We start from the raw sequence: 23,429 nt of genomic DNA, 5'->3' as shown, positions 1-23,429 counted from the left end.
CTAACTCCCTAGCGAATGAACAGTGCGGAGGCGGCCTGGTCAGCCAGGTTCAGCACGGGCTCCGGGAAGACGCCCAGCACTACGGTAGCCGCTGCCGCGAGGGCGACCACAGCCGAGGTGCCGATGGTGGGCACCGCGACGGTCGGGCCGTCTGCGGCCGGCTCGCTGAAGAACATCAGCACGATCACGCGGACGTAGAAGAACGCGGCGATGGCCGAGGTGACCACGCCCACGACGACCAGAGGCAGCGCGTCTCCGGCGACCGCGGCCGAGAACACCGCGTACTTTCCGAAGAAACCACTGGTCAGCGGGATGCCCGCGAAGGCCAGCAGGAAGAACGCGAAGATGCCCGCCAGCACCGGGGCCCGCTTGCCGAGCCCGGCCCACCGGGACAGGTGCCCGGCCTCGCCGCCCGCGTCGCGGACCATGGTGACGACCGCGAAGGCGCCGACCGTGGTGAAACCGTAGGCGGCCAGGTAGAACAGGATGGCCGACAGCGCCTCCCGGTTCTGCGTGGCGGCACCCGTGGCGATCACACCGGTGAGCAGGAAGCCCGCGTGCGCGATCGACGAGTAGGCGAGCATGCGCTTGATCTCGGTCTGGGTGATGGCCAGGATCGCGCCGACGACCATCGTGAGGATCGCCACGCCCCACATGACCGGCCGCCAGTGCCAGTCGAGGTTGCCCAGGGCGACCCAGAAGACCCGGAGCACGGCACCGAAGGCGGCCACCAGGACGGTGGAGGCCATCAGGGCGGTGACCGCGGTGGGCGCGCCCTGGTAGACGTCGGGCTTCCAGGCCTGGAACGGCGCGGCACCGATCTTGAACAGCAGGCCGACCCCGATCATCGCCATGCCGATGAACAGCAGGGTGTCCTGGCCGGCGACCGTGCCCAGCGAGGCGCTGATGGCCCTCAGGTCGATCGAACCGGCGTAGCCGTACACCAGGGCCGTGCCGTACAGGAAGAAGGCCGAGGAGAACGAGCCGAGCAGGAAGTACTTGACCGAGGCCTCCTGCGAGAGCAGGCGGCGACGGCGGGCCAGACCGCAGAGCAGGTACAGCGGGAGGGACAGGACCTCCAGGGCCACGAACATGACCAGCAGGTCGTTGGCGGCCGGGAAGAGCAGCATGCCGCCGACGGAGAAGAGCAGCAGCGGGTAGACCTCGGTCTGCTCGTAACCGTGGCGGACCGCGTCCTCCTCGTCGCTGCTCCCCGGTACGGCCGCCGCCTGCGCGACGAACTGCTCGTCGTCGTTGATCAGCAGTGTGCTGACGAAGGCCAGGATGAGGATGATGCCCCAGATGAACAGGGCGGGACCGTCCACCGCGACCGCGCCCATGGCCGCGGGCGTGGTGGGGACGCCGTCCCGGACGGCCTGGAGGATCGTCAGCAGGAACGCGCCGACCAGCGCCAGCAGCGTCAGCGGCACGTGAATCGACTTGCGCAGGTAGCGAGGTGCGAACGCCTCGACCAGCACGCCGATGACCGCCGCGCCGAAGACGATCAGCATCGGCGCGAGCAGGGCGTACTCGATCGTTGGCGCCTCGATGGTGCCGCCGTTCACTGGCCGGCCCCCTTCTTCTCAGCGACGGTGGGGGCGGGGCGCTTGTCCAGCACCTGGGCGCTGTCGAGCGTCTTGTCCACCGCGGGGTTGATCACGTCGAGCACCGGCTTGGGGAAGAACCCGAGTGCGATGATCACCGCGATCAGCGGGGCCACCACCCACTTCTCCCGCCCGTCGAGGTCGGTGAAGCCCTTGACCGGTTCGGCCGTGGGACCGTTCATCGTGCGCTTGTACATCCACAGGATGTAGATGGCCGCCAGGATCACGCCGAGCGCCCCGATGATCGCCGGGATCGCGTAGCGCTCGTAGGTGCCGTTCAGGACCATGAACTCGCTGACGAACGAGGACAGGCCGGGCAGCGAGAGGCCGGAGAGTCCCGCGATCAGGAAGGAGCCCGCCAGCAGCGGGGCGATCTTCTGCACGCCGCCGTAGTCGGCGATCTGGGCGGAACCGCGGCGGTAGATCAGGAACCCGGCGATCAGGAACAGCGCGCCGGTCGAGAAGCCGTGGTTGACCATGTAGAGCGTGGCGCCCGCCTGCGCGTTCTGGGTCATCGCGAAGACGCCCATGGCGATGAAGCCGAAGTGCGAGATCGAGGTGTAGGCGATCAGGCGCTTCATGTCGGTCTGGCCGATGGCCACGACCGCGCCGTAGATGATGCCGATCACCGAGAGCGCGATCACCAGCGGGGTGAAGAACTTCGACGCGTCCGGGAACAGCTCCAGGCAGAAGCGGAGCATGCCGTAGGTGCCGACCTTGTCCAGCACGCCCACCAGCAGGACCGCGGCACCGGCCGGGGCCTGCGCCGCGGCGTCGGGCAGCCAGGTGTGGAAGGGCCAGAGCGGGGCCTTGACCGCGAAGGCGATGAAGAAGCCGGCGAACAGCCACTTCTGCGTGGTCGGGTCCTGGATGACCCCGACCAGCTCGGGGTACATGAAGGTGTTCTTCTCGGCGATCACGTAGAGCGCGATCACCGCGACCAGCATGAGCAGGCCGCCGAAGAGCGAGTAGAGCAGGAACTTGACGGCCGCGTAGGACCGCTGCACGCCGCCGTACGACCCGATCATGAAGTACATCGGGATCAGCATGGCCTCGAAGAAGACATAGAACAGGAAGACGTCGGTCGCCGCGAAGACGCCGATCATCATGGCCTCCAGCACCAGCAGCAGCGCGAAGTAGGTCTTCGCGGAGCGCCGGGGCGGGATGGCCTCGCTCTTGAGGTCGCGCGCCTGGATGACGCCGTCGGCGTCGTGCCAGGAGGCGAGGACGACGATCGGCACGAGGACCGCGGAGAGCGCGATCAGCACGAGCGCGATGCCGTCCACGGCGACGCCGTAGTGGACCCCGAAGCTGGGGATCCAGGCGTACTTCTCCTCGAACTGGAAGCGGTTGCCGTTGGGGCTGAACTGGACCGCCATCGCGATGGTCAGTGCCAGCACGACCAGCGAGACCAGCAGCGCCACTTGTTTGGCGAGCTTGTCACTGCCCTTGGGGAGCAGCGCCACCCCGACCGCGCCCACTGCGGGCACGGCCATCAGGATCGAGAGCCAGGGCATCACATGTTCCCTACGTAGAGCAGCGCGCCAACGACGGCGGCGGCACCGAAGAGGATGGACAGCGCGTACGACCGGACGTACCCGGTCTGCACGCGGCGCAGCCGCCCGGAGGTCCCGCCGATCCCCGCGGCCAGCCCGTTCACCAGGCCGTCGACGCCCCGGTTGTCGAAGAACACCGCGATCCGGGTCAGCCACTGGCCGGGGCGCATGAGCAGCGCCTCGTTCAGGGCGTCACCGTACAGGTCGCGGCGGGCGAAGGCGGTGAGGAACGAGCCGCGCGGGGCAAGGGCGGGCACCTCGGCGGCGCCGTACCGGAACCAGGCGAAGGCGGCGCCGACGGCGACCAGCGCGAGCGTGGCCAGGGCGGCGGTGCCGACGCCGAAGACGTGGGGCGTCGGCACCGGGTCGGGCAGGCCGACCGCCGGGCTCAGGAAGGTCATGAACCGGTTGCCCAGGACCAGGAACGCGCCCAGGCCGATCGAGCCGACGGACAGGATGATCAGCGGCCAGGTCATCACCGCGGGCGACTCGTGCGGGTGGGCGTCGTCGGCCCAGCGCTTCTTGCCGAAGAAGGTCATGAAGACCATCCGCGACATGTAGAAGCCGGTCAGACCGGCGCCCAGGACGGCGAGCCAGCCCAGCACCGGGTTGTGGTGCATGGCCGTCTCGATGATGCCTTCCTTGGTGTAGTAACCGGACAGCAGCGGGAAACCGATGATCGCCAGGTAGCCGATGACGAACGTCACGGCGGTGATCTTCATGACGGAGAACAGCCCGCCGTACCGGCGCATGTCGACCTCGTCGTTCATGGCGTGCATGACCGAGCCCGCCCCGAGGAACATGTTGGCCTTGAAGAAGCCGTGCGTGATCAGGTGGCCGATGGCGAAGGCGTAACCCGCCGGGCCGAGGCCCGCGCCCAGCATCATGTAGCCGATCTGCGACATCGTCGAACCGGCCAGGCCCTTCTTGATGTCGTCCTTGGCACAACCGATGATCGCACCGGCGAGCAGCGTGGCGACGCCGACGATGGTGACGGCCAGCTGCGCGGTCGGGGCGGCCTCGAAGAAGGCGCCGGACCGGACGACCAGGTAGACGCCTGCGGTGACCATGGTCGCGGCGTGGATGAGGGCCGAGACCGGGGTCGGGCCCTCCATCGCGTCCAGGAGCCAGGACTGCAGCGGGAGCTGGGCGGACTTGCCGCAGGCGCCGAGCAGGAGCAGCAGGCCGACGGCGGTCAGCGTGCCCTGCGAGGCCTGGCCGGTCACGTCGGCGGTGAGGTCGCGGAAGGCCAGCGAGCCGAACGTCGTCCAGATCGTGAAGATCGCGATCAGCAGGCCGAAGTCGCCGACCCGGTTGACGATGAACGCCTTCTGGGCGGCGGTGGCGGCGGTGGGCTTGAACTGCCAGAACCCGATCAGCAGGTAGGAGGCGAGACCCACGCCCTCCCAGCCGATGAACAGCCCGATGTAGTTGTCCGACAGGACCAGCAGGAGCATGGCCGCGACGAACAGGTTGAGGTAGGCGAAGAACCGGCGGCGGTCGTGGTCGTGCGACATGTAGCCGATCGAGTAGATGTGGATCAGCGATCCCACACCCGTGATCAGCAGGGCGAAGCTGATCGACAGCGGGTCGACCAGCATGCCCAGGTCCACCATGCCGGGGATGAACTCGTACAGGCTCATCCCGCGGCGGCGCTCGCCTTCGGGCAGGCCGAGCAGCTCCACGAAGGAGGCGACGGCCACCGCGAACGCGCCCAGCGACATCAGCACGCCGAGGAGGTGGCCCCACTTGTCGGTACGGCGCCCGCCCAGCAGCAGGATCGCGGCACCGAGCAGCGGCAGCGCGATCATCAGCCAGGAGACCCCGATCACCCCACCGGAGTGCTGGACGATCTCAGCAGGAGATTGCACCGGGCACCCCTCAGTACTTCAGCAGGTTGGCGTCGTCCACGGACGCCGACCTGCGGGTTCGGAAGATCATCACAATGATGGCGAGGCCGATCACGACCTCCGCCGCGGCCACCACCATCACGAAGAACGCGATGAGCTGGCCGTCCAGGTTGCCGTGCTGCCGGGCGAAGGTGACGAACGCCAGGTTGCACGCGTTGAGCATGAGCTCCACGCACATGAACACCACGATCGCGTTGCGCCGCAGCAGCACGCCGACGCCGCCGATCGCGAACAGCAGCGCGGAGAGCACCAGGTAGTGGGTCGTCACTTGCCGTCCTCCTCCTGAAGCGCGTTCTCGTCCTGGAGCGCGTCCTTCACCTGGATGGGCTTGTCGCCCTCGACCGGATCCGCGTCCCTGGCCGCGTCCTTCTCCAGGACCTGCCTGATGAGCGCGGCCTTCTCCGGGTCGGTCGGCGCGAAGCCCTCCTCCAGCTCGTGCCGGGCGAGCACCCTGTTGATGGAGGTGGCGGCCACCGAGCCGTCCGGCAGCAGGGCCGGCATGTCGATGGCGTTGTGCAGGGCGTAGGTGCCGGGGCCGGGCAGCGGCGAGGGCTGCGGACCGGCGAAGCGGGCGCGGGCCAGGTCGCGCTGGGTAGCCTTGGGCCGGACCCGCTCGCGGTGGGCCAGCACCATCGCGCCGAGCGCGGCGGTGATCAGCAGCGCCGAGGTGACTTCGAAGGCGAAGACGTGCCTGGTGAAGATCTCCGCGGCCAGCGCGGGCATGTAGCCGTCCCTGCCGGTCACGACCCCGCCCATGCCCGCCGCCGGGCCGAACACCACGTTGCCGATCGCCAGGGCCAGCAGGAGCGCGAAGCCCAGTCCCGCGACGATCGCCCAGAAGCGCTGTCCCCTGATCGTCTCGACCAGGGAGTCGGAGGAGTCCACGCCGACGAGCATCAGCACGAACAGGAAGAGCATCATGACCGCGCCGGTGTAGACGATGATCTGCACCGCGGCGAGGAAGGGCGCCTCCTGGACGGCGTAGAGCACGGCCAGCGAGAGCATGACCACACCCAGCATCAGGGCCGAGTAGACCGCCTTGCGGCTGAAGACGAGCCCGAGGGCGGCGGATACGGAAACGACCGCCAGCACCCAGAACGTGATGGTCTCACCCATTGTTGCGTCCCAGCCGGTAGTAGTCCTCTTCGGTCTCGCCGAGACGCATGGCGTGGGGCGGCGCCTCCATACCCGGACCGAGCGGCGCGAGGAGCATCTCCTTGGTGTAGATGAGGCTCTCACGGGTCGAGTCGGCGAGCTCGTATTCGTTGGTCATGGTCAGCGCACGGGTCGGGCAAGCCTCGATGCACAGGCCGCACAGGATGCACCGCAGATAGTTGATCTGGTAGGTGCGCCCGTAGCGCTCGCCCGGCGAGAAGCGCTCGGTCTCGGTGTTGTCGGCGCCCTCGACGTAGATCGCGTCGGCCGGGCACGCCCAGGCGCACAGCTCGCAGCCGACGCACTTCTCCAGACCGTCGGGCCAGCGGTTGAGCTGGTGCCGGCCGTGGAAGCGCGGAGCCGTGGGCCGCTTCTCCTCGGGGTAGTTGACCGTCTCGACCTTCTTGAACATCGTGTGGAAGGTCACGCCGAACCCCTTGATGGGGTTGAGCCAATCAGTTGCTCCCACTGGGAACCTCCGCTGTCTTGTTTGCGCGCGTCTCCGCAATGGCCGCCGCCGCCCCGCGGTAGTGCGGCAGGTCCAGCGGAGGCACCGGGAAGCCGCCGGCGGCCGGCTCGGCCTGGAGTTGCTCGAACTCGGCCTCGACCTGCGCGGCCCTGCTCTCCTTGCGCCGCTGCAGGACGGTGTCGAAGCGCAGCCAGATCGCGAAGCACCCGACGACGACCAGGGCGCCCAGGATCATCACCATGGTCCGGTCGACGCCCTCGATCTGCAGGGCGCGCACGGTGGCGACCAGCAGGATCCAGCCCAGGTTGACCGGGATGAGGATCTTCCAGCCGAGGGCCATGAGCTGGTCGTAGCGCACACGCGGCAGCGAGGCGCGGCACCAGATGAAGAAGGCGAACAGGAGCACCATCTTCAGGAAGAACCACAGCAGCGGCCAGTAGCCGGTGTTGGCCTCCGGCCAGAAGGTGGTGATCGGAGCCGGGGCCCGCCAGCCGCCCATGAACAGGGTGATCGACACGGCCGAGACCACGAAGACGTTGACGTACTCGGCGAGCATGATGACCGCGAACTTCAGCGAGTTGGAGTACTCGGTCTGGAAGCCGCCGACCAGCTCGCCCTCACCCTCGGGCAGGTCGAACGGGACGCGGTTGGTCTCGCCCAGCATCGTCACGATGTAGATCAGGAAGGACGGGAGCAGCAGGATCATGTACCACGAGGGCATCGGGATGTCGAGGCCGCCCAGCGAGAGCGTGTTCCCGCTCGCCTGCGCGGCGACGATGCCCGAGGTGGACAGGGTGCCCGCGAACAGGAACACGCCCACGAACGACAGGCCCATCGCGATCTCGTAGGAGACCACCTGCGCGCTCGCGCGCAGGCCGCCCAGCATCGAGTACGGCGAGCGGGAGCCCCACCCGGCGAGCACGATGCCGTAGACGCCGATGGAGGCCATGGCCAGCACCAGCAGCACCGCGACCGGCAGGTCGGTCAGCTGCAGCGGCGTCTCGGTGCCGAACAGGTTGACCTTCGGACCCATCGGGATGACCGAGAAGGCCATGAAGGCGGGGACCGAGAGCACGACCGGGGCGATGAAGTAGATCACCTTGTCCACGGTCCGCGGCATCAGGTCTTCCTTCAGACCCATCTTCAGGCCGTCGGCCACCGACTGGAGCAGGCCGAACTTGCCCGCCCGGTTGGGGCCGTACCGGTTCTGCATGCGGGAGATGAGCTTGCGCTCGAACCACACGCCGAAGAGCACGCCCAGCATCAGGACGATGAAGATGACCGCGGACTTGAAGATGACGATCCCGATGGGATCCTTGCCGAAGTCGTCGAGGGTCGGATCGGCCGGCGCGGCCGCGAGAAGAGACCATGCGTTCATAGGTCGCTCACCACTCCCCGTTCGCTGCGCGGGCCGCTCGCACCTCGCGGACCGCTTCGCTCACTGCGTCGGGTTCTCTCCCGCCCATGCTCATGAGGCACTTCCGATCTTGACGATGTCACCGGCGACGGCGCGCAGGTCGCGGGTGACCGAGCAGCCGCCGGAGTTGGCCGGCAGCCACACCACCCGGTCGGGCAGGTCGGCGATCCGCACCGGCAGGCTCAGCGAGCCCCGCCCGGAGGTAACAGTGATCTTGTCGCCGTCGGCGACGCCCGCCTCGGCCGCGGTGGCCGCCGACAGCAGCGCCTCGGCCACGGGAGCGGTGCCCGCGAGGTACGGCTCGCCGACCTGGAGGCGGCCGTCGTCGAGCAGCCGGTGCCAGGTGGCGAGGACGGCCTCGCCGGCCTGCGCGGTGGCGCCCGCCCGGAAGCTCACCCGCGGGGCCTCGGCCCGCGCGCCGCGCCATGCGCCGATCGAGGCGAGCTCGCGGCGGGCGGCGGCCGGGTCCGGCAGTCCCAGGTGCACGTCCATGTGGTCGGCGATCGCGGAGATCGCCCGCAGGTCGCTCATCACCCCGGGGACCGGCAGGGCCTCCTCGAAGGTACGGCCGCGTCCCTCCCAGTTGACGAACGTGCCGGACTTCTCTGCCACGGCGGCGATCGGCAGCACCACGTCGGCGCGGTCGGTGACCGCGCTGGCGCGCTGCTCCAGGCTGACGATGAACGGCGTGTTCTCCAGGGCCGCCAGGGCGGCCTCGGGGTCGGCCAGGTCGTAGGGGTCGAACCCGGCGATGACGAGGGCGTCGAGGTCCTCGTGCAGCGCCGCCGCCAGGATGGCGGAGGTGTCGCGCCCCGGGATGTCGGGCAGCGAGGCGACGTTCCAGGCCCGGGCCACCTCGGCGCGGGCGGCCTCGTCCGCGACCGGACGGCCGATCGGGAGCAGGTTCGGCATCGCCCCGGCCTCGACGGCCCCGCGCTCGCCGGCTCGACGCGGAACCCAGGCCAGCCGGGCGCCGCTCGCCTCGGCGAGCCTCAGGAGGGCGGAGAGCGCACCCGGGGCGGTGGCGAGCCGCTCGCCGACGAGGATGACCGCGCCGGGCTGCTTGAGCGCCTCGGCGGCGGGCGAGTCACCGGAGATCAGGGCTCCGATCGCCTCGGCCTCGGCACCGGGCACCGCCGGGACGAGCGTGCCGCTCACCTTGGCCAGCGCGGGGGTGGCGAACGGCGCGACGGCGAAGACCTTCAGCCCCTTCTTCCGCCACGCCTTGCGCAGCCGCAGGAAGACGATCGGCGACTCCTCCTCGGGCTCGAAACCGGCCAGGAGCACGGCCGGGGCCGCCTCCAGGTCGCGGTAGCGCACCTCGATGCCCTTGCCCGCGACGGCGTGCGCGAGGAACTGCGTCTCCTCGGCGGAGTGCGGCCGGGCACGGAAGTCGACGTCGTTGGTGTGGAGGGCGATCCGGGCGAACTTGGCGTAGCCGTACGCCTCCTCGACCGTGGCCCGCCCGCCGACCAGCACGCCCGCGCGACCGCGGGCCGCCGCGAGCCCCTTGGCCGCGGCGGCGAGCGCCTCGGGCCAGGAGGCCGGGACGAGGAAGCCGTCCTCGTCACGGATGAGCGGGGTCTTGAGCCGGTCGGGCTGGGTGGCGTAGGTGAAGGCCCAGCGTCCCTTGTCGCAGTTCCACTCCTCGTTGACATCCGGGTCGTTGCCGGCCAGGCGGCGGGTGACCCGGCCGCGGCGGTGGTCGGTCCGGAGCGAGCAGCCGCTGGCGCAGTGCTCGCAGGCGGTGGGGGTGGAGACCAGGTCGAACGGGCGGGCCTGGAACCGGTAGGAGGAGCCGGTCAGCGCGCCCACCGGGCAGATCTGGATGGTGTTGCCGGAGAAGTAGGACTCGAACGGCCTGCCGTCGGCGGTGCCGACCTGCTCCTTGGCCCCGCGCTCGAAGAACTCGATGAGCGGGTCACCGGCGATCTCGTCGGAGAAGCGCAGGCAGCGGGCGCACTGCACGCAGCGCTCGCGGTCCAGCAGCACCTGGGTCGAGAGCGGAACCGGCTTGGCGAAGACGCGCTTCTTCTCCTCGAAGCGGCTCTCGCCCTGGCCGTTGGACATGGCCTGGTTCTGCAGCGGGCACTCGCCGCCCTTGTCGCAGACGGGACAGTCGAGCGGGTGGTTCATGAGCAGCAGCTCCATGACACCGCGCTGCGCCTTCTCCGCGACCGGGGAGGTGAGCTGGGTCTGGACCACCATGCCGGGGGCGACCTCGATGGCGCAGGAGGGCTGCGGCTTCGGGAAGCCGCGGCCGTTGCCCGCGTCCGGGATCTCCACCAGGCACTGGCGGCAGTTGGCGGCCGGCTCCAGCAACGGGTGGTCGCAGAAGCGCGGGATCTGGATGCCGAGCAGCTCCGCCGCCCGGATGATCAGCGTTCCCTTCGGGACGCTCACCTGGAACCCGTCGATGGTCAGGGTGACCAGGTCCACCGGCGCCTGCGCCGGGGTCGTCGCTTCCACCGTCATGGCGCCTCCTCCGTCGGCCCCATGACCGAGGTGCTGTGCATATTGGCTCCCTCGCTCCGCTCGCTCATACGATCTCCCCGCCTGACGGCTCGGAGTCCGCATTCGCGAACGCTGCTGTGCCCGTTGGCTCGCTCGCTCCGCTCGCTCATACGACCTCCTCGCCTGACGGCTCGGAGTCCGCATTCGCGAACGCTGCTGTGCCCGTTGGCTCGCTCGCTCCGCTCGCTCACTTGTACCCCCACGCCGTGGAGGGAGCGTGATCGAACGGGCAGCCGCCGATCTCGAAGTGCTTGAGGTACTCGTCGCGGAAGTACTTCACCGACGAGTGGATGGGGCTGGTGGCGCCGTCGCCCAGGGCGCAGAAGGAGCGGCCCAGGATGTTGTCGGCGATGTCGGTGATCGTGGTCAGGTCCTCCTCGGTGCCCTGACCCTTCTCCAGCCTCTTGAGCACCTGCTTGAGCCAGTAGGTGCCCTCCCGGCAGGGAGTGCACTTGCCGCAGGACTCGTGCGCGTAGAACTCGGTCCACCGCATCACCGCACGGACCACGCAGGTCGTCTCGTCGAAGATCTGCAGGGCCCGGGTGCCGAGCATGGAGCCCTTGGCGCCGACCGACTCGAAGTCGAGCGGCACGTCCAGGTGCTCGTCGGTGAAGATCGGGGTGCTCGACCCGCCGGGGGTCCAGAACTTCAGCCGGTGGCCGGCGCGGATGCCGCCCGCCATGTCGAGGAGCTCGCGCAGCGTGATGCCGAGCGGGGCCTCGTACTGGCCGGGGCGGGTGACGTGGCCGGAGAGCGAGAAGATGCCGAACCCGGCCGACTTCTCGGTGCCCATGCCCGCGAACCACTCGGCGCCGTTGGCGACGATCGAGGGAACACTCGCGACCGACTCGACGTTGTTGATCACAGTGGGGCAGGCGTAGAGGCCCGCCACCGCCGGGAACGGAGGCTTGAGACGGGGCTGACCGCGATACCCCTCCAGCGAGTCGAGGAGAGCCGTCTCCTCGCCGCAGATGTAGGCGCCCGCGCCCGCGTGCACGACCAGCTCGAGGTCGTAGCCGGTGCCGAAGATGTTCTTGCCGAGGTAACCGGCCTCGTAGGCCTCGCGCACGGCCGCGTGCAGGCGGCGGATGACGTGCAGGACCTCGCCGCGCACGTAGATGAAGGCCTGGTTGGCACGGATGGCGTAGGACGTGATGATCACGCCCTCCACCAGCGAGTGCGGGTTGGCCATCATCAGCGGGATGTCCTTGCACGTACCCGGCTCGGACTCGTCGGCGTTGACCACCAGGTAGTGCGGCTTGCCGTCGCCCTGCGGGATGAAGCCCCACTTCATGCCGGTGGGGAAGCCCGCGCCGCCGCGGCCGCGCAGCCCGGAGTCCTTGACCGTCTGGATGACGGCGTCGGGGTCCATGCCCAGCGCCTTCTTCGCGGCTTCGTACTCCCCGTAGCCCGAGAGCTTGAAGGAGTCGGGCCGGTCCCAGTTCGCGGTGAGGACCGGAGTGAGAGTCGTCATGCCTCAGGGGCCTTCCATCCGTTGGCCTTGGCGACCTTCAGGCCCTCCAGGGAGGCTCCGGCCGCCGAGGGGCCGTCACCGGCCAGGTCGTCGGTCAGACCGGACAGCACCCGGGAGGCCTCCTTGAAGGTGCACAGCTTCTTCGGGCCGCGGGTCGGCGACACGTCCTTGCCGTCGCGGAGGTCGTCGACGAGCTGCTTGGCCGAGGCGGGGGTCTGGTTGTCGAAGAACTCCCAGTTGACCATCATCACCGGGGCGAAGTCGCAGGCGGCGTTGCACTCCAGCCGCTCCAGCGAGATCTTGCCGTCCGGGGTCGCCTCGTCGTGGCCGACGCCGACGTGCTCGGAGAGCTCCTCCCAGATCTGGTCGCCGCCCATGACCGCGCAGAGCGTGTTGATGCACACGCCGACGTGGTAGTCGCCCATCGGCCTGCGCTTGTACATCGTGTAGAACGTGGACACGCCCACGACCTCGGCCTTGGTCAGGCCGAGCATCTCGGCGCAGAACTCCTGGCCCCGGTCCGAGACGTAGCCGTCCTCCGACTGCACCAGGTGCAGCAGGGGCAGCAGGGCCGACCGCGTCCTGGGATAGCGGACGATGATCTCCTTGGCGTCCTGTTCCAGACGGGCACGGACCTCCGGCGGGTAGCTCCCGCCTGCGGTCACGCTCCCCTCCTCGCCCGGGCTCAGGACCGCGACCCCCTTCTCAGCGGGGTCCAGGGTCGCGCTCCCCCCGTGACTCGCGAAGCTCACGGCACTCTTCTCGGACTCGCCACCCGTCTCCAAGGTCGCGCTCCCCTCCTCGCTCGCTCCGCGGGCCGCCTCGTCCCTCGGCTGACCGCTCCGCTCACTCGTCGGCTCGCCGCCCGTTCCCAGGGTCGCGCTCCCCTCCTCGCTCGCTCCGCGGGCCGCCTCGTCCCTCGGCTGACCGCTCCGCTCACTCGTCGGCTCGCCGCTCATCGGTCCACACCTCCCATGACCGGGTCGATCGAGGCCACGGCGGAGATGACGTCGGCGACCATGCCGCCCTCGCACGTCGCCGGTACGGCCTGCAGGTTCGTGAACGACGGGTCGCGGAAGTGCACGCGGTACGGCTTGGTGCCGCCGTCGCTGACCACGTGGGCGCCCAGCTCGCCGCGCGGGGACTCCACGCTCGCGTAGGCCTGCCCCGCCGGGACCCGGAAGCCCTCGGTCACCAGCTTGAAGTGGTGGATCAGCGCTTCCATCGAACCGCCCATGATGTGCGCGATGTGGTCGGGCGAGTTGCCGAAGCCGTCGGGACCGAGAGCGAGCTGCGCGGGCCAGCCGATCTTCTTGTCGTCCACCATCACGCGGCCGCCCTTGAGCGGGCCGGAGAGCCGGTCGAGGGCCTGCTCAATGATCTTGAGCGACTCCTCCATCTCGGCGATCCGGACGAGGTACCGGCCGTAGACGTCGGCGGTCTTCTCCGTCGGGACGTCGAAGTCGTAGGTCTCGTACCCGCAGTAGGGCTGCGACTTGCGCAGGTCCCAGGGCAGGCCCGCGGCCCGGAGCATCGGGCCGGTGATGCCCAGCGCCATGCAGCCGGTGAGGTCGAGGTAGGCGACATCCTTGGTCCGGGCCAGGTAGACCGGGTTGGCGTCGAGCATCTTGCGCATGTCCTTGATGCGCTTCGGCATGACCTTGAGCAGCTCGGCGACCTTGTCCACGGCGCCGGCCGGCAGGTCGACGGAGACCCCGCCGGGCCGGATGTAGGCCATGTTCATCCGCAGGCCGGTGATGTACTCCATCACGTCGAGCACCATCTCGCGCTCGCGGGAGCCGAAGAGGAACGGCGTGGTGGCGCCCAGCTCCATGCCGAAGGTGCCGATGGCCACCATGTGCGAGGAGATGCGGGTGAGCTCCATCGTCATCACGCGGATGGCCTGGGCGCGCTCGGGGATCTGCTCGGTGATGCCCAGCAGCCTCTCCACGGCCATGCAGTAGGCGGTCTCGTTGAAGATCGGCGAGAGGTAGTCCATCCGGGTGACCAGCGTGGTCCCCTGCGTCCAGGTCCGGTACTCGCAGGTCTTCTCGATGCCGGTGTGCAGGTAGCCGATGACCGTGCGGGCCTCGGTGACCGTCTCGCCGTCCAGGTTCAGGACCAGGCGGAGCACACCGTGCGTCGACGGGTGCTGCGGGCCCATGTTGACGACGAGCTGCTCGTCCTGCTGGCCGCTGAGCGTGCCGACCAGTTCGGTCCAGTCGTTGCCTGAGACCGTGTACACCTTGCCCTCGGTCGCCTCGTCGTAGGGGGCGCTCACTTGTAGGTCCTCCTCTGGTCCGGCGGGGGGATCTCGGCGCCGCGGTAGTCGACCGGGATGCCACCGAGCGGGTAGTCCTTGCGCTGCGGGTGGCCGTCCCAGTCGTCCGGCATCATGATCCGGGTCAGCGCCGGGTGGCCGTCGAAGACGATCCCGAAGAAGTCCCAGGTCTCTCGCTCGTGCCAGTCGTGCGTCGGGTAGATCGACACGGTCGACGGGATGTGCGGATCGGCGTCCGGGCAGGACGCCTCGACGCGCAGGCGCCGGTTGTGCGTGATCGAGCACAGGTGGTACACCGCGTGCAGCTCCTCCCCCTCCAGGTGGGGGTAGTGCACGCCGGAGACGCCCAGCGAGAGCTCGAAGCGGAGCGCGGGGTCGTCACGCAGGTGCCGCATGACCTCCGGCAGGCGCTCGCGCTTGACGTGGAAGGTCAGCTCGCCGCGGTCCACGACCACGCGCTCGACCGCGTCGGCGAGCTCCTCGCCGAGGGCGCGCTCCAGCGCGTCCGCGACCGCGTCGAAGTAGCCGCCGTAGGGGCGGGGGGTGGACAGCCGGGGCGCCCGCCGTACGACCAGGCCGCCGTAACCGGAGGTGTCACCGGAGTCCTGGGCCCCGAACATGCCCAGGCGGGCGACCGGCTCCTCCGGCACGCCGGGGAGGTTGTCGGTGCTCATCGGTCGCTCACCACTCCTCATTCGCTGCGCGGGCCGCTCGTGCCTCGCGGACGGCCCCGCTCATCGCGCCGGGGCTCATTTGGCGTTCCCCTGGTCGATCAGCGGCAGCGTCCGGAGCGCCTGCAGTTCGAGCTCGTCGATCTGCTTGGCGCGGTGCGCGCCGAACTTCATGTTCTGGATCTTGTCGTGCAGTTTGACGATCGAGTCGATGAGCATCTCGGGCCGCGGCGGACAGCCCGGCAGGTAGATGTCGACCGGGACGACGTGGTCCACGCCCTGCACGATCGCGTAGTTGTTGAACATGCCCCCGCTGGAGGCGCAGACACCCATGGCGATGACCCACTTGGGCTCGGCCATCTGGTCGTAGATCTGGCGCAGGACCGGGGCCATCTTCTGGGAGAGCCGGCCGGCGACGATCATCAGGTCCGCCTGACGCGGAGAGGCCGAGGCGCGCTCCATGCCGAAGCGGGCCAGGTCGTGCTTGGGACCGCCGGTCGACATCAGCTCGATCGCGCAGCAGGCCAGACCGAAGGTGGCCGGCCAGACCGAGTTCTTGCGCGCCCAGCCGGCCACCTGCTCGACCGTGCTCAGCAGGAAACCACTCGGGAGTTTCTCTTCAAGTCCCATAGTCCTAATCCCAGTCCAGGCCCTTGCGGCGCCACACGTACGCGTACGCCACGAGCACGGTGACGATGAACAGCACCATCTCGACCAGCCCGAACATCCCGAGCTGGTCGAAGGCGACCGCCCACGGGTAGAGGAAGATGATCTCGATGTCGAACACGATGAAGAGCATCGCGGTGATCATGTACTTCAGCGGGAAGCGCCCGCCGCCGACCGGCTGGGGGGTGGGCTCGATGCCGCATTCGTAGGCGTCGAGTTTCGCGCGGTTCCAGCGCTTGGGTCCGGTGAAGGGCGCGATCGTCACCGAGAAGATCGCGAATCCCGCCGCGAGAACGGCGAGCACCAGGATGGGTGCGTACAGCTCCATCGCTACGCCTCCTCTCCCATCTCCACGCGCGCCGGCGCGTAGCTCGTCACAGTGGTGTGTTTCACAAGTCTAGGCAGGGCGATCATCTCTGCTCGCTCCGGGTTTGCATGTTTTGTGAGGTCATGCCGGTGGCGCGACCTTGGACAGAGCGTTGATGATCCTGTCGGACGCATCGCCTCGCCGGTCGGTGAGATTAGCAAGCAGCTTGAGAGCGAAACGCATCAGCGAGGGATGCGGCAGGGCGTGGCGGGTGGCGAAGTTCATCACCCCGCGCCGCCCGATGAGCTCCACGAAGCCCCGGCCGAGCGTGAAGTAGCCGCCGTAGGCGTCCTTGAGGATCTGCGGGTAGGCCCGCAGCACCCGCTCGCGCTGGGCCGGTGTGGGCCTGGCCAGCGCCTGGACGATGGTCTCGGCCGCGATCTGGCCGGTCTCCATCGCGTACGCGATGCCCTCCCCGTTGAACGGGTTGATCATCCCGCCCGCGTCTCCGACCAGCACCAGGCCCCGCGTGTAGTGCGGCTGGCGGTTGAAGGCCATCGGCAGCGCGGCACCCCGGATCGGGGTGGTCATGTTCTCCTCGGTGTAACCCCACTCCGGAGGCATGTTCTTGACCCAACGTTTGAGCAGGTCACGGTAGTCCATGCCCTTGAAGGAATCGCTGGTGTTCAGCAGTCCCAGGCCCACGTTGGAGGTGCCGTCGCCGACCCCGAAGATCCACCCGTAGCCGGGCAGCAGCTGGTCGCCGTCCCACAGCTCCAGCCATGTCTCCAGGTAGTCGTCGTCATGGCGCGGACTGGTGAAATAGGTCCGTACGGCGACGCCCATCGGGCGGTCCTCGCGCTTGTGCAGCCCCATCGCCAGGGAGACCCGGGTGGAGTTGCCGTCGGCCGCGACCACGAGGCGGGAGCGGTAGGTTACGGTGCGGCCCGCTGACGGACCATCGCTTCCGTCCGCGACACGGGCCGTCACGCCCACGATGTGCCCGCTGCGCTCGTCGAGGATCGGGCCGGTGACGTTGACGCCCTGCAGCAGCCGGACCCCGCCCCGCACGGCGTTGTCCGCCAGGATCTCGTCGAAGTCCTGGCGGGTGCGGACCAGGCCGAAATCGGGATAGCTCGACAGCTCCGGCCAGTCGAGCTCGAAGCGGAGCCCGCCGCCGACGACGCGCAGGCCCTTGTTCCTGACCCAGCCGGGGGCGTTGATGTCGATCCCCATCGCGATGAGCTGCTTGACCGCTCGGGGCGTCAGCCCGTCGCCGCAGACCTTCTCACGGGGGAATGTGGTCTTCTCGAGCAACAGGACGTTCAGTCCGGCCTGTGCGAGATGAAAAGCGGTCGTCGACCCGGCGGGCCCGGCGCCGACGACGATGACGTCGGCGTCAGCCTCAGCGAGACTCCGCTGTGGGGCGGCTGGCACGGTCACGGGACCTGTCCTGTCCTACACGCTTTGACGGCCTCGGGGTAAGGGGCCTTTCGTTCCTTTGTGAAGGTCTTCACAAACTTGTCGGGCGGCAGTCTAACGCCTTCCGGGGGCCTGATGTCAGGCGGGTTCAGCGATCACTTACCTTCATCGCCTCCCCCTCTTCGATCTCCTCGCCGCTGCCCAGGCCGGGCGCACGAAAACCCCCGCCGGCCGCTGAACGGCTGCGGGGGTTTTCGGTCGAGCGGGTCTCAGACGTCGAACTCGGCGTTCCGCACTCCTGCCAGGAACGCCCGCCACTCACCCGGCGCGAAGGCCAGCACGGGACCGGCCGGGTCCTTGGAATCCCGGACGAACACAGGCCCGCCGGTGGAACGGGCGACCTCCACGCACTCGTTGTTCGTGGAGCTGAGGCTGCTCTTCACCCAGGAGACGTCGTCCGGGCTGTACATGGTCACGCGGTCTCCACAGGTGGTCGGAGCCTGCTCGGCAGTGGTGCGCTGAAAGAAACCCTTCTCTTCTACACGAGCCGAGCCTCACTCCGAGCATGATCCATAACACTCGGTGTAACATATCAGCAACGGAGGGGTAACTTTATGGATTCCCTCGTTGTGAAGCGTGAGACGCCAGGTACCTCACGCCCTGATTCAGGCTGATTGGAGATGTTTAAGGAAATTACTCCATGTTCCGGGGGACAGAATGAGAAACGGCCCTTCCGGATCCTTCGAGTCGCGTACGGCGACGCGCCCGTCCACCAGGACGCCGACCTCGACACACTCGTTGCTCATGCCACTGAGACTGCTCTTGCGCCACACGATCTCTACAGAGGTCGCCGACTCCATCACCACTCCTTGCTCTGAGAGCAAGGAGGACATACCCCGGCCGGAAGGTCAAAAATCATTCACGTTCAGTTCTCGCGGTGCGCCTCCCTCGCGATCAAGGCGAGAGATTCCTCCGGGGACAGGGCCTCCTCCATCATCTGCCGGAAGAGCTGATCGAAGTAGTAGGTCTCATCCTCGTCCTCCCTGAAGGAGGCGTCATAGGCGTTCTCTATGAAGACGACATCACCGTGCAGGCTCCCCAGCCGCTCCCTCTCCGGAAACCTCAGAAGCACGAAGCGGTCGGGTATCGCCCGGTGATCGGCGCTGAGGGGGAGCACGCGCACGGCGACGTGAGGGCGGTTCGCGAGTTCGAGAATGTACTGCAACTGCTGTCGCATCACCTCTTCGCTGCCGTACCGGCGCCGGAGAGCCGATTCGTCGATCAGCGCGGAGAAATGCAACGGCGGATCATCGTCCAGCAAACTCTGCCGGTGTATCCGGACATCGACCAGCCGTGAGATCATCCGGTTCGCCTTACCCGGTGACAGGGTGACGAAAGGCAGTCCCCCCCTCATCGTCGCCCTCGCGTAGGCGGAAGTCTGCAGTAGTCCGGGCAGAACGAGACTCTGCCAGGTCACCATCGAAGCCGCGCCCGCCTCCAGGCCGATATACGTCGAGTAGGACTCCGACAGCACGTCCGCATAGCCTTCCCACCATCCCCGCTCCTCCGCCTCGAGCGACAGGGCGAGCAGGAGGTCGCGCCATTCCGGAGGCGAGCCGTAGAGGTCGGCCAGAGCGGCGACATCGTCCTTCTGCGCCCCCACTTGCGCATTCTCGATCCGGGAGATCTTGGATGTCGACCAGCCCAGACTCCTGGCCACCTGGCCGCCGGTGAGATGGGCGTCCTCGCGGAGTCGACGCAACTCTGCGGCGAGCCGGCGTCGGCTGACGGTGGGGCTGACTTCGCGCGCCACTCAGCTCTCCTCACGAACAGTCATCAAGTGGTACCCGCTGCGCAAGCTCACAACCCTCACCGACAGGGTTGAAACAACTTCCGGAGGGCATTCCTTAAGTAATCCCAGCGGGAATTGCATCGAACATCCCTGAGGGACACCCTCACAGTAGTACCCCGGACCGATACAAGAGGTGCACGTGGCCAAGAGGGGCGAGAAATCTTCGATCGGGGGAGCCGCACGGTCCTCACGCGGCCGGGATCCTCCCCGCCCCGGGCCCGCCTCGGACCAGGCCCCTCCGGATCGAGCCTCGGACCGGGCCCCGCCTCGGACCGGGCACCCACGCGAACGGGCGGATGGCTGCGACCCATCCGCCCGGAATCCCGCAGCCCCCTCATCTCATCAGCGACGGGAACAGGAGCCGTGGAACATGTCCAACGCTACTCCATCACCACAGCCCCGCAAGGGGTTACTGAACCGCCTCACCGAGGCGGCCGACCAGAGGATCTGGGACGAGGACGACGGATTCGCCGAGCGCAACGGCTGGAAGGCGACCAGGGCGAGCCTCTTCGTCCGCCGGTACCGGGACCCGCGGTTCAACCGGCCCGCCCAGGACCCGGACAGCGGCAAGGAGGAGATCCCGATCCTGCCGAGCGGCGAGGGTGGCACCCCCCTCACCGCGACGGGGAGGACCGGCAGGAAAGGCGTTCTCACCGGGAACCGCCTCACCCGGACCGGAAGCCGCAGAGGGAAGGCCCTTCTCGCGGGGACGGCCGGAGGCCCGCGGCTCGCGGGCGGCTTCCATGGTTAGCGGCCCGCCCCACCGGCCGGGCCACCGTCACTACCCGCCCGTCCTCCCGGCGCGGGGCCCGCTGGCCTGGACCGGGCGGATCATCCGCTGGCGCGTCGAGATCATCACCGGCTCCGGGCTCCTCTCCCTGGTCTCCCTGCTGCCCGACCGGCCCGGGTGGATCCCCGTCTACCTGCTGCCGCTCGTCGCCGCGGTCGGCTGCCCGCCGGCCCGCCGGGCGGCGGGAGAGCGGGTGCGCGGCCTGGTCGTCAGGCATCGTTTCCAGAGGCTGTGCCTGACGGCCCCGCTCAGGACCCCGCAGGGCCGGCTGCCGCTGGTGCTCGGCACCATCCCGCACCGAGACGGCCGGGTGGAGATGTATCTGTGGTGCAGGACGGGGATGAGCCTCGAACTGTTCGCGGACCACATCCCCGAGATCAAGGTCGCCTGCTTCGCCACCGAGGTGACCGTCCGCCCCCACGGACGCTGGGGGCACGTCCTCATCATCGAGTTCCGGCGGTAGCCACAGAAGAGGACCCGAGGCAACGGCGCCTCGGGTCGGACCCGACGGGCCTCCTGACGCCCGAACCCGTCGGACGCTCCCGGACTCAGGCGCCGGGCTTGTAACCCCGGTGCAGGGCGACGATGCCGAGCGAGAGGTTGCGCCAGGCGACCCTCTCCCAGCCCGCCCGCTGGATGATCCGCGCGAACTCCGCCTGGTCCGGCCAGGCCCTGATCGACTCGGCGAGATACTCGTAGGAGTCGGGGTTGGAGCTGACCGCCCTGGCCGCGACGGGGAGCATCCTCATCAGGTACTGCGTGTAGACCACGTCGAAGGACTTGACCGTCGGGCGGGAGAACTCGCAGACCACCAGACGGGCACCGGGCCTGGCCACACGCAGCATCTCGCGCAGCGCCTGCTCGGTGTCGCTGACGTTGCGGATCGCGAAGGAGATCGTCACCGCGTCGAAGCTGTCGTCGGCGAACGGAAGGCGCAGCGCGTCCCCCGCGACGAAGGTGACCCCGCGCACCCCGCCACCGGACAGGCCCGACCCGCCACGCCTCTCGACCCCGGTGCGGAGCATGCCCAGCGAGAAGTCGGAGGCGATGGCCCGTGCGCCGAGCGTGGTGAAGGCGTCGGTCGAGGTGCCGGTGCCCGCGCCCAGGTCGAGCACGAGCTCACCGGGGCCGGCGTCGACCGCGGCCGCGGTGGCCTTGCGCCAGAACCGGTCCTGCCCCAGGGAGAGAAGGTCGTTCATCAGGTCGTAGCGCCGGGCCGTGCGATCGAACATCGAGGCGACCTCGTGCGGTTGCTTGTCCAGCGAAGCGCGCGTCATGAGGACAAGCCTAGGGCTGACAGGACAATCCACGGAAAGTAGCGACGTGACTACCAGGAGTCTGCTAGAACTTGGCGAATGTTTGCCAGAACCGTTCCCGTCCTGGCCGCGACCCTGCTCCTGACGGTCCCCGGCGGCGTCGCCGCAGCCGGCTCCGTCGAACACCCCAGCGTCGTCTCGGCCAATCCGGTGGACACCACCCCCCATGTTCTCGACGGGATCGTCAACGCCATCGCCCTGGTGGGCGGCACGGTGGTGGTCGGCGGATCTTTCAGTGAGGTGAGCGACGCCGGCAACTCCGAGGTCCTGATGCGCGACAACATCTTCGCCTACGACCTGGCCACGGGGCGGGTCCTGCAGAACTTCGCACCGGAGCTCAACGGCCCCGTCCACGCCCTCGCCCCGGGCACCGGCGGCACCGTCTACGCCGGTGGCGGGTTCACGGCGACCGACGGGAGCACGACACGCAAGCTGGTCCGTCTGCGGCTGGCCGACGGCGCCCCGGTGCCGACCTTCGGCGCCCACGCCTTCGGCGGCTCGGTCACGAGCATGCTCCGGCACGGCTCCCGGCTCTATCTGGGAGGGGACTTCACCCACATCGGCCGGGTCTCCCGTACGGCTCTCGCCCGGGTGGACGCCGTCACCGGCGCCGTGGACCCGAACTTCACGATCAAACCGGGAGCACCGAGGAGCGCCCGGGTCAAGGTGTACGCGATGGCGCTCAGCCGAGGGCGGCTGGCGGTCGACGGCAGTTTCACCACCCTCGACGGACTCTCCCGCCCCCAGCTCGGCCTCGTCGACGTGAGCGCCTCGCGCGCGCGGGTCGCCGGCTGGCGGACCGACGCGTACGCGGCGGACTGCATGCCCGCCTTCCCCAGCTACGTCAGGGGTCTGGACTTCTCCCCCGACGGCAGCTACTTCGTGGTCGTCACGAGCGGCGGCCCCGGCGGGCCGCGGAAGATGTGCGACACCGCCGCACGCTTCGAGACCCGCGGCCGGGGCACCGTCCGGCCCACCTGGGTGAACTTCACCGGCGGCGACTCGCTCTACTCGGTCGCGGTGACCGGGACGGCCGTCTACGTGGGCGGGCACCAGCGCTGGCTCGACAACCCGCGGGGCAGCGACTCCGCAGGACCGGGCGCAGTGGAACGGCAGGGGATCGGGGCGATCCATCCGGTCACCGGTCGGGCCCTGCCATGGAATCCCACCAGGGAGCGCGGAATCGGCGTCAAAGCCTTTCTCGCCCATCCAGGTGGATTACTGGTCGGTAGTGACACAATCCAGCTCGGCCGCGAGTACCATGCCCGGATCGGCATGTTCCCGTTGCCGTGATCACTCCCGATTCTTGGCGATCCGCGCGCTCAGTGCGTCGCGCTGCTTGGACAGCAGGACATAGCTGACCACGCCGCTGACGAGGAAGGCCGCGACCAGCAGGATGAAGGGTTCACGCAGGCCCAGCAGGTAGAGCACGCCGATGCTCACAAGCAGCAGGCCGAGCCGAGATGCGCTGTAGACGAAAGCGGGATGCACGCATCGAGGCTACGGCACGCCGTCCACGGTGTGGGCAGCACGACGCGGAGCAGTGGGCTCTTCGCATCCGGCACGAGCGCTGCTAGTGTTCCCAACACATCAGTTACGTAAAGAAACACCCACGAGAGTCTCAAAGAGGCTCTATCATATAACAATCGGGCAGTCAGTCGATAACAACCCGTGATCTTTGATGGAAAGCACGGATAAATCAGGCTTCGCTCGGCACACTGGTTACCTGTCCGCCCGCTGGCAGGAAGCGGGATGCGAGGGGGAGAGATTGTGGAGAGTAGCAGCGAGCGTCTGCTGACACCTGGAGAGGTTGCCGCCCTCTTCCGGGTTGACCCAAAGACGGTTACGCGCTGGGCCGCGGCAGGCCGCATCAGCAGCATCCGTACCCCCGGAGGGCACCGGCGCTTCCGCGAGTCGGAAGTGCACGCCCTTCTTCGCGGTGAGGACGTCCTGACGGCCGAAAGGCCGGCGGGCGAGTCTCCCCGCGTCTGACGGCTCATGACGTCACACCATCGGTGATCCTGC

24 protein-coding genes are annotated in these 23,429 nt (G+C 68.6%); 4 read left to right on the top strand and 20 right to left on the bottom strand.

The window, feature by feature from the left end:
* Positions 1–8 precede the first annotated feature (8 nt).
* The 18 genes from nuoN to HS041_RS06255 form a co-directional block, all read right to left on the bottom strand.
* The gene (gene nuoN / locus HS041_RS06340; RefSeq protein ID WP_307845190.1) at positions 9–1,565 is read right to left on the bottom strand and encodes an NADH-quinone oxidoreductase subunit NuoN; all 1,557 of its coding nucleotides are present in this window, start codon (positions 1,563–1,565) and stop codon (positions 9–11) included.
* Complete coding sequence (locus tag HS041_RS06335) at positions 1,562–3,121, bottom strand: NADH-quinone oxidoreductase subunit M (RefSeq protein ID WP_196439546.1); 1,560 nt, start codon at positions 3,119–3,121, stop codon at positions 1,562–1,564. The genes nuoN and HS041_RS06335 overlap by 4 nt, the downstream gene beginning before the upstream one ends.
* Positions 3,121–4,971, bottom strand: coding sequence for an NADH-quinone oxidoreductase subunit L (gene nuoL, locus HS041_RS06330; protein ID WP_196440803.1), 1,851 nt, complete (start codon positions 4,969–4,971; stop codon positions 3,121–3,123). Before nuoL ends, HS041_RS06335 begins: the two co-directional genes overlap by 1 nt.
* Positions 4,972–5,041: 70 nt before the next feature.
* A complete protein-coding gene (gene nuoK / locus HS041_RS06325; protein WP_196439545.1) occupies positions 5,042–5,338 on the bottom strand; it encodes an NADH-quinone oxidoreductase subunit NuoK in 297 nt (98 codons plus the stop codon).
* Positions 5,335–6,186 (bottom strand): NADH-quinone oxidoreductase subunit J, encoded by an 852-nt coding sequence (locus HS041_RS06320; protein WP_196439544.1) that lies wholly within the window; start codon positions 6,184–6,186, stop codon positions 5,335–5,337. The genes nuoK and HS041_RS06320 overlap by 4 nt, the downstream gene beginning before the upstream one ends.
* Positions 6,179–6,694 carry an NADH-quinone oxidoreductase subunit NuoI gene (nuoI, locus tag HS041_RS06315; protein ID WP_196439543.1) on the bottom strand — a complete coding sequence of 172 codons (516 nt, stop codon included), beginning with the start codon at positions 6,692–6,694 and terminating at the stop codon, positions 6,179–6,181. The genes HS041_RS06320 and nuoI overlap by 8 nt, the downstream gene beginning before the upstream one ends.
* Complete coding sequence (nuoH, locus tag HS041_RS06310; RefSeq protein ID WP_196439542.1) at positions 6,681–8,072, bottom strand: NADH-quinone oxidoreductase subunit NuoH; 1,392 nt, start codon at positions 8,070–8,072, stop codon at positions 6,681–6,683. The genes nuoI and nuoH overlap by 14 nt, the downstream gene beginning before the upstream one ends.
* Positions 8,073–8,162: 90 nt before the next feature.
* Positions 8,163–10,586, bottom strand: coding sequence for an NADH-quinone oxidoreductase subunit G (locus HS041_RS06305; RefSeq protein ID WP_196439541.1), 2,424 nt, complete (start codon positions 10,584–10,586; stop codon positions 8,163–8,165).
* Between the two features lie 226 nt (positions 10,587–10,812).
* The gene (nuoF, locus tag HS041_RS06300) at positions 10,813–12,099 is read right to left on the bottom strand and encodes an NADH-quinone oxidoreductase subunit NuoF (protein ID WP_196439540.1); all 1,287 of its coding nucleotides are present in this window, start codon (positions 12,097–12,099) and stop codon (positions 10,813–10,815) included.
* The gene (gene nuoE, locus HS041_RS06295) at positions 12,096–12,764 is read right to left on the bottom strand and encodes an NADH-quinone oxidoreductase subunit NuoE (RefSeq protein WP_196440802.1); all 669 of its coding nucleotides are present in this window, start codon (positions 12,762–12,764) and stop codon (positions 12,096–12,098) included. The genes nuoF and nuoE overlap by 4 nt, the downstream gene beginning before the upstream one ends.
* A gap of 290 nt (positions 12,765–13,054) precedes the next feature.
* Positions 13,055–14,380: an NADH-quinone oxidoreductase subunit D gene (locus HS041_RS06290; RefSeq protein WP_196439539.1), complete on the bottom strand. Its 1,326-nt coding sequence runs from the start codon at positions 14,378–14,380 to the stop codon at positions 13,055–13,057.
* On the bottom strand, positions 14,377–15,054 hold the full coding sequence (locus tag HS041_RS06285) for an NADH-quinone oxidoreductase subunit C (RefSeq protein ID WP_196439538.1): 678 nt from the start codon (positions 15,052–15,054) through the stop codon (positions 14,377–14,379). Before HS041_RS06285 ends, HS041_RS06290 begins: the two co-directional genes overlap by 4 nt.
* A gap of 75 nt (positions 15,055–15,129) precedes the next feature.
* Positions 15,130–15,681 carry a NuoB/complex I 20 kDa subunit family protein gene (locus tag HS041_RS06280; RefSeq protein ID WP_184937870.1) on the bottom strand — a complete coding sequence of 184 codons (552 nt, stop codon included), beginning with the start codon at positions 15,679–15,681 and terminating at the stop codon, positions 15,130–15,132.
* Positions 15,682–15,685: 4 nt separating this feature from the next.
* Positions 15,686–16,045: an NADH-quinone oxidoreductase subunit A gene (locus tag HS041_RS06275; protein ID WP_196439537.1), complete on the bottom strand. Its 360-nt coding sequence runs from the start codon at positions 16,043–16,045 to the stop codon at positions 15,686–15,688.
* A 120-nt stretch (positions 16,046–16,165) separates the two neighbouring features.
* Entirely contained in the window at positions 16,166–17,467 is a 1,302-nt protein-coding gene (locus HS041_RS06270) for a geranylgeranyl reductase family protein (protein WP_196439536.1), read from the bottom strand.
* Positions 17,468–17,715: 248 nt separating this feature from the next.
* The gene (locus HS041_RS06265; protein ID WP_196440801.1) at positions 17,716–17,916 is read right to left on the bottom strand and encodes a DUF397 domain-containing protein; all 201 of its coding nucleotides are present in this window, start codon (positions 17,914–17,916) and stop codon (positions 17,716–17,718) included.
* Between the two features lie 195 nt (positions 17,917–18,111).
* Positions 18,112–18,306 (bottom strand): DUF397 domain-containing protein, encoded by a 195-nt coding sequence (locus tag HS041_RS06260; RefSeq protein WP_196439535.1) that lies wholly within the window; start codon positions 18,304–18,306, stop codon positions 18,112–18,114.
* A gap of 65 nt (positions 18,307–18,371) precedes the next feature.
* Positions 18,372–19,259, bottom strand: coding sequence for a helix-turn-helix domain-containing protein (locus HS041_RS06255; RefSeq protein WP_196439534.1), 888 nt, complete (start codon positions 19,257–19,259; stop codon positions 18,372–18,374).
* A 409-nt stretch (positions 19,260–19,668) separates the two neighbouring features.
* Between HS041_RS06255 and HS041_RS06250 the strand changes: the two genes are divergently transcribed.
* On the top strand, positions 19,669–20,049 hold the full coding sequence (locus HS041_RS06250) for a hypothetical protein (protein ID WP_196439533.1): 381 nt from the start codon (positions 19,669–19,671) through the stop codon (positions 20,047–20,049).
* Positions 20,042–20,551 (top strand): hypothetical protein, encoded by a 510-nt coding sequence (locus HS041_RS06245; protein ID WP_196439532.1) that lies wholly within the window; start codon positions 20,042–20,044, stop codon positions 20,549–20,551. Before HS041_RS06250 ends, HS041_RS06245 begins: the two co-directional genes overlap by 8 nt.
* Positions 20,552–20,636: 85 nt before the next feature.
* Here HS041_RS06245 and HS041_RS06240 read toward each other — a convergent pair whose 3' ends face one another.
* Positions 20,637–21,365 (bottom strand): demethylmenaquinone methyltransferase, encoded by a 729-nt coding sequence (locus tag HS041_RS06240; RefSeq protein ID WP_196439531.1) that lies wholly within the window; start codon positions 21,363–21,365, stop codon positions 20,637–20,639.
* Between the two features lie 78 nt (positions 21,366–21,443).
* Here HS041_RS06240 and HS041_RS06235 point away from each other — a divergent pair, with 78 nt between their 5' ends.
* Positions 21,444–22,697 carry a hypothetical protein gene (locus HS041_RS06235; RefSeq protein WP_230878445.1) on the top strand — a complete coding sequence of 418 codons (1,254 nt, stop codon included), beginning with the start codon at positions 21,444–21,446 and terminating at the stop codon, positions 22,695–22,697.
* On the opposite strand, the gene HS041_RS06230 is transcribed toward HS041_RS06235, so the two are convergent.
* Positions 22,698–22,895, bottom strand: a complete 198-nt coding sequence (locus HS041_RS06230; RefSeq protein WP_196439530.1) for a DUF4229 domain-containing protein — start codon at positions 22,893–22,895, stop codon at positions 22,698–22,700.
* Positions 22,896–23,156: 261 nt separating this feature from the next.
* Here HS041_RS06230 and HS041_RS06225 point away from each other — a divergent pair, with 261 nt between their 5' ends.
* Positions 23,157–23,396 (top strand): BldC family transcriptional regulator, encoded by a 240-nt coding sequence (locus tag HS041_RS06225; protein ID WP_012887349.1) that lies wholly within the window; start codon positions 23,157–23,159, stop codon positions 23,394–23,396.
* Positions 23,397–23,429: the final 33 nt, after the last annotated feature.

Origin of the sequence: Planomonospora sp. ID67723 (assembly GCF_015711605.1) — a bacterium.
Classification (GTDB): domain Bacteria; phylum Actinomycetota; class Actinomycetes; order Streptosporangiales; family Streptosporangiaceae; genus Planomonospora_A.
This window is presented reverse-complemented; position numbering and strand designations above follow the sequence as displayed.

What these genes read in the sequence shown, in the direction of transcription:
- HS041_RS06335 (WP_196439546.1), bottom strand. Translation starts at nt 3,121, where the DNA reads ATGCCCTGGCTCTCGATCCTGATGGCCGTGCCCGCAGTGGGCGCGGTC.
- nuoL (WP_196440803.1), bottom strand. Translation starts at nt 4,971, where the DNA reads ATGATCGCGCTGCCGCTGCTCGGTGCCGCGATCCTGCTGCTGGGCGGG.
- HS041_RS06320 (WP_196439544.1), bottom strand. Translation starts at nt 6,186, where the DNA reads ATGGGTGAGACCATCACGTTCTGGGTGCTGGCGGTCGTTTCCGTATCC.
- nuoH (WP_196439542.1), bottom strand. Translation starts at nt 8,072, where the DNA reads ATGAACGCATGGTCTCTTCTCGCGGCCGCGCCGGCCGATCCGACCCTC.
- HS041_RS06305 (WP_196439541.1), bottom strand. Translation starts at nt 10,586, where the DNA reads ATGACGGTGGAAGCGACGACCCCGGCGCAGGCGCCGGTGGACCTGGTC.
- nuoF (WP_196439540.1), bottom strand. Translation starts at nt 12,099, where the DNA reads ATGACGACTCTCACTCCGGTCCTCACCGCGAACTGGGACCGGCCCGAC.
- HS041_RS06285 (WP_196439538.1), bottom strand. Translation starts at nt 15,054, where the DNA reads ATGAGCACCGACAACCTCCCCGGCGTGCCGGAGGAGCCGGTCGCCCGC.
- HS041_RS06280 (WP_184937870.1), bottom strand. Translation starts at nt 15,681, where the DNA reads ATGGGACTTGAAGAGAAACTCCCGAGTGGTTTCCTGCTGAGCACGGTC.
- HS041_RS06275 (WP_196439537.1), bottom strand. Translation starts at nt 16,045, where the DNA reads ATGGAGCTGTACGCACCCATCCTGGTGCTCGCCGTTCTCGCGGCGGGA.
- HS041_RS06265 (WP_196440801.1), bottom strand. Translation starts at nt 17,916, where the DNA reads ATGTACAGCCCGGACGACGTCTCCTGGGTGAAGAGCAGCCTCAGCTCC.
- HS041_RS06260 (WP_196439535.1), bottom strand. Translation starts at nt 18,306, where the DNA reads ATGGAGTCGGCGACCTCTGTAGAGATCGTGTGGCGCAAGAGCAGTCTC.
- HS041_RS06250 (WP_196439533.1), top strand. Translation starts at nt 19,669, where the DNA reads ATGTCCAACGCTACTCCATCACCACAGCCCCGCAAGGGGTTACTGAAC.
- HS041_RS06245 (WP_196439532.1), top strand. Translation starts at nt 20,042, where the DNA reads ATGGTTAGCGGCCCGCCCCACCGGCCGGGCCACCGTCACTACCCGCCC.
- HS041_RS06240 (WP_196439531.1), bottom strand. Translation starts at nt 21,365, where the DNA reads ATGACGCGCGCTTCGCTGGACAAGCAACCGCACGAGGTCGCCTCGATG.
- HS041_RS06235 (WP_230878445.1), top strand. Translation starts at nt 21,444, where the DNA reads ATGTTTGCCAGAACCGTTCCCGTCCTGGCCGCGACCCTGCTCCTGACG.
- HS041_RS06225 (WP_012887349.1), top strand. Translation starts at nt 23,157, where the DNA reads ATGCGAGGGGGAGAGATTGTGGAGAGTAGCAGCGAGCGTCTGCTGACA.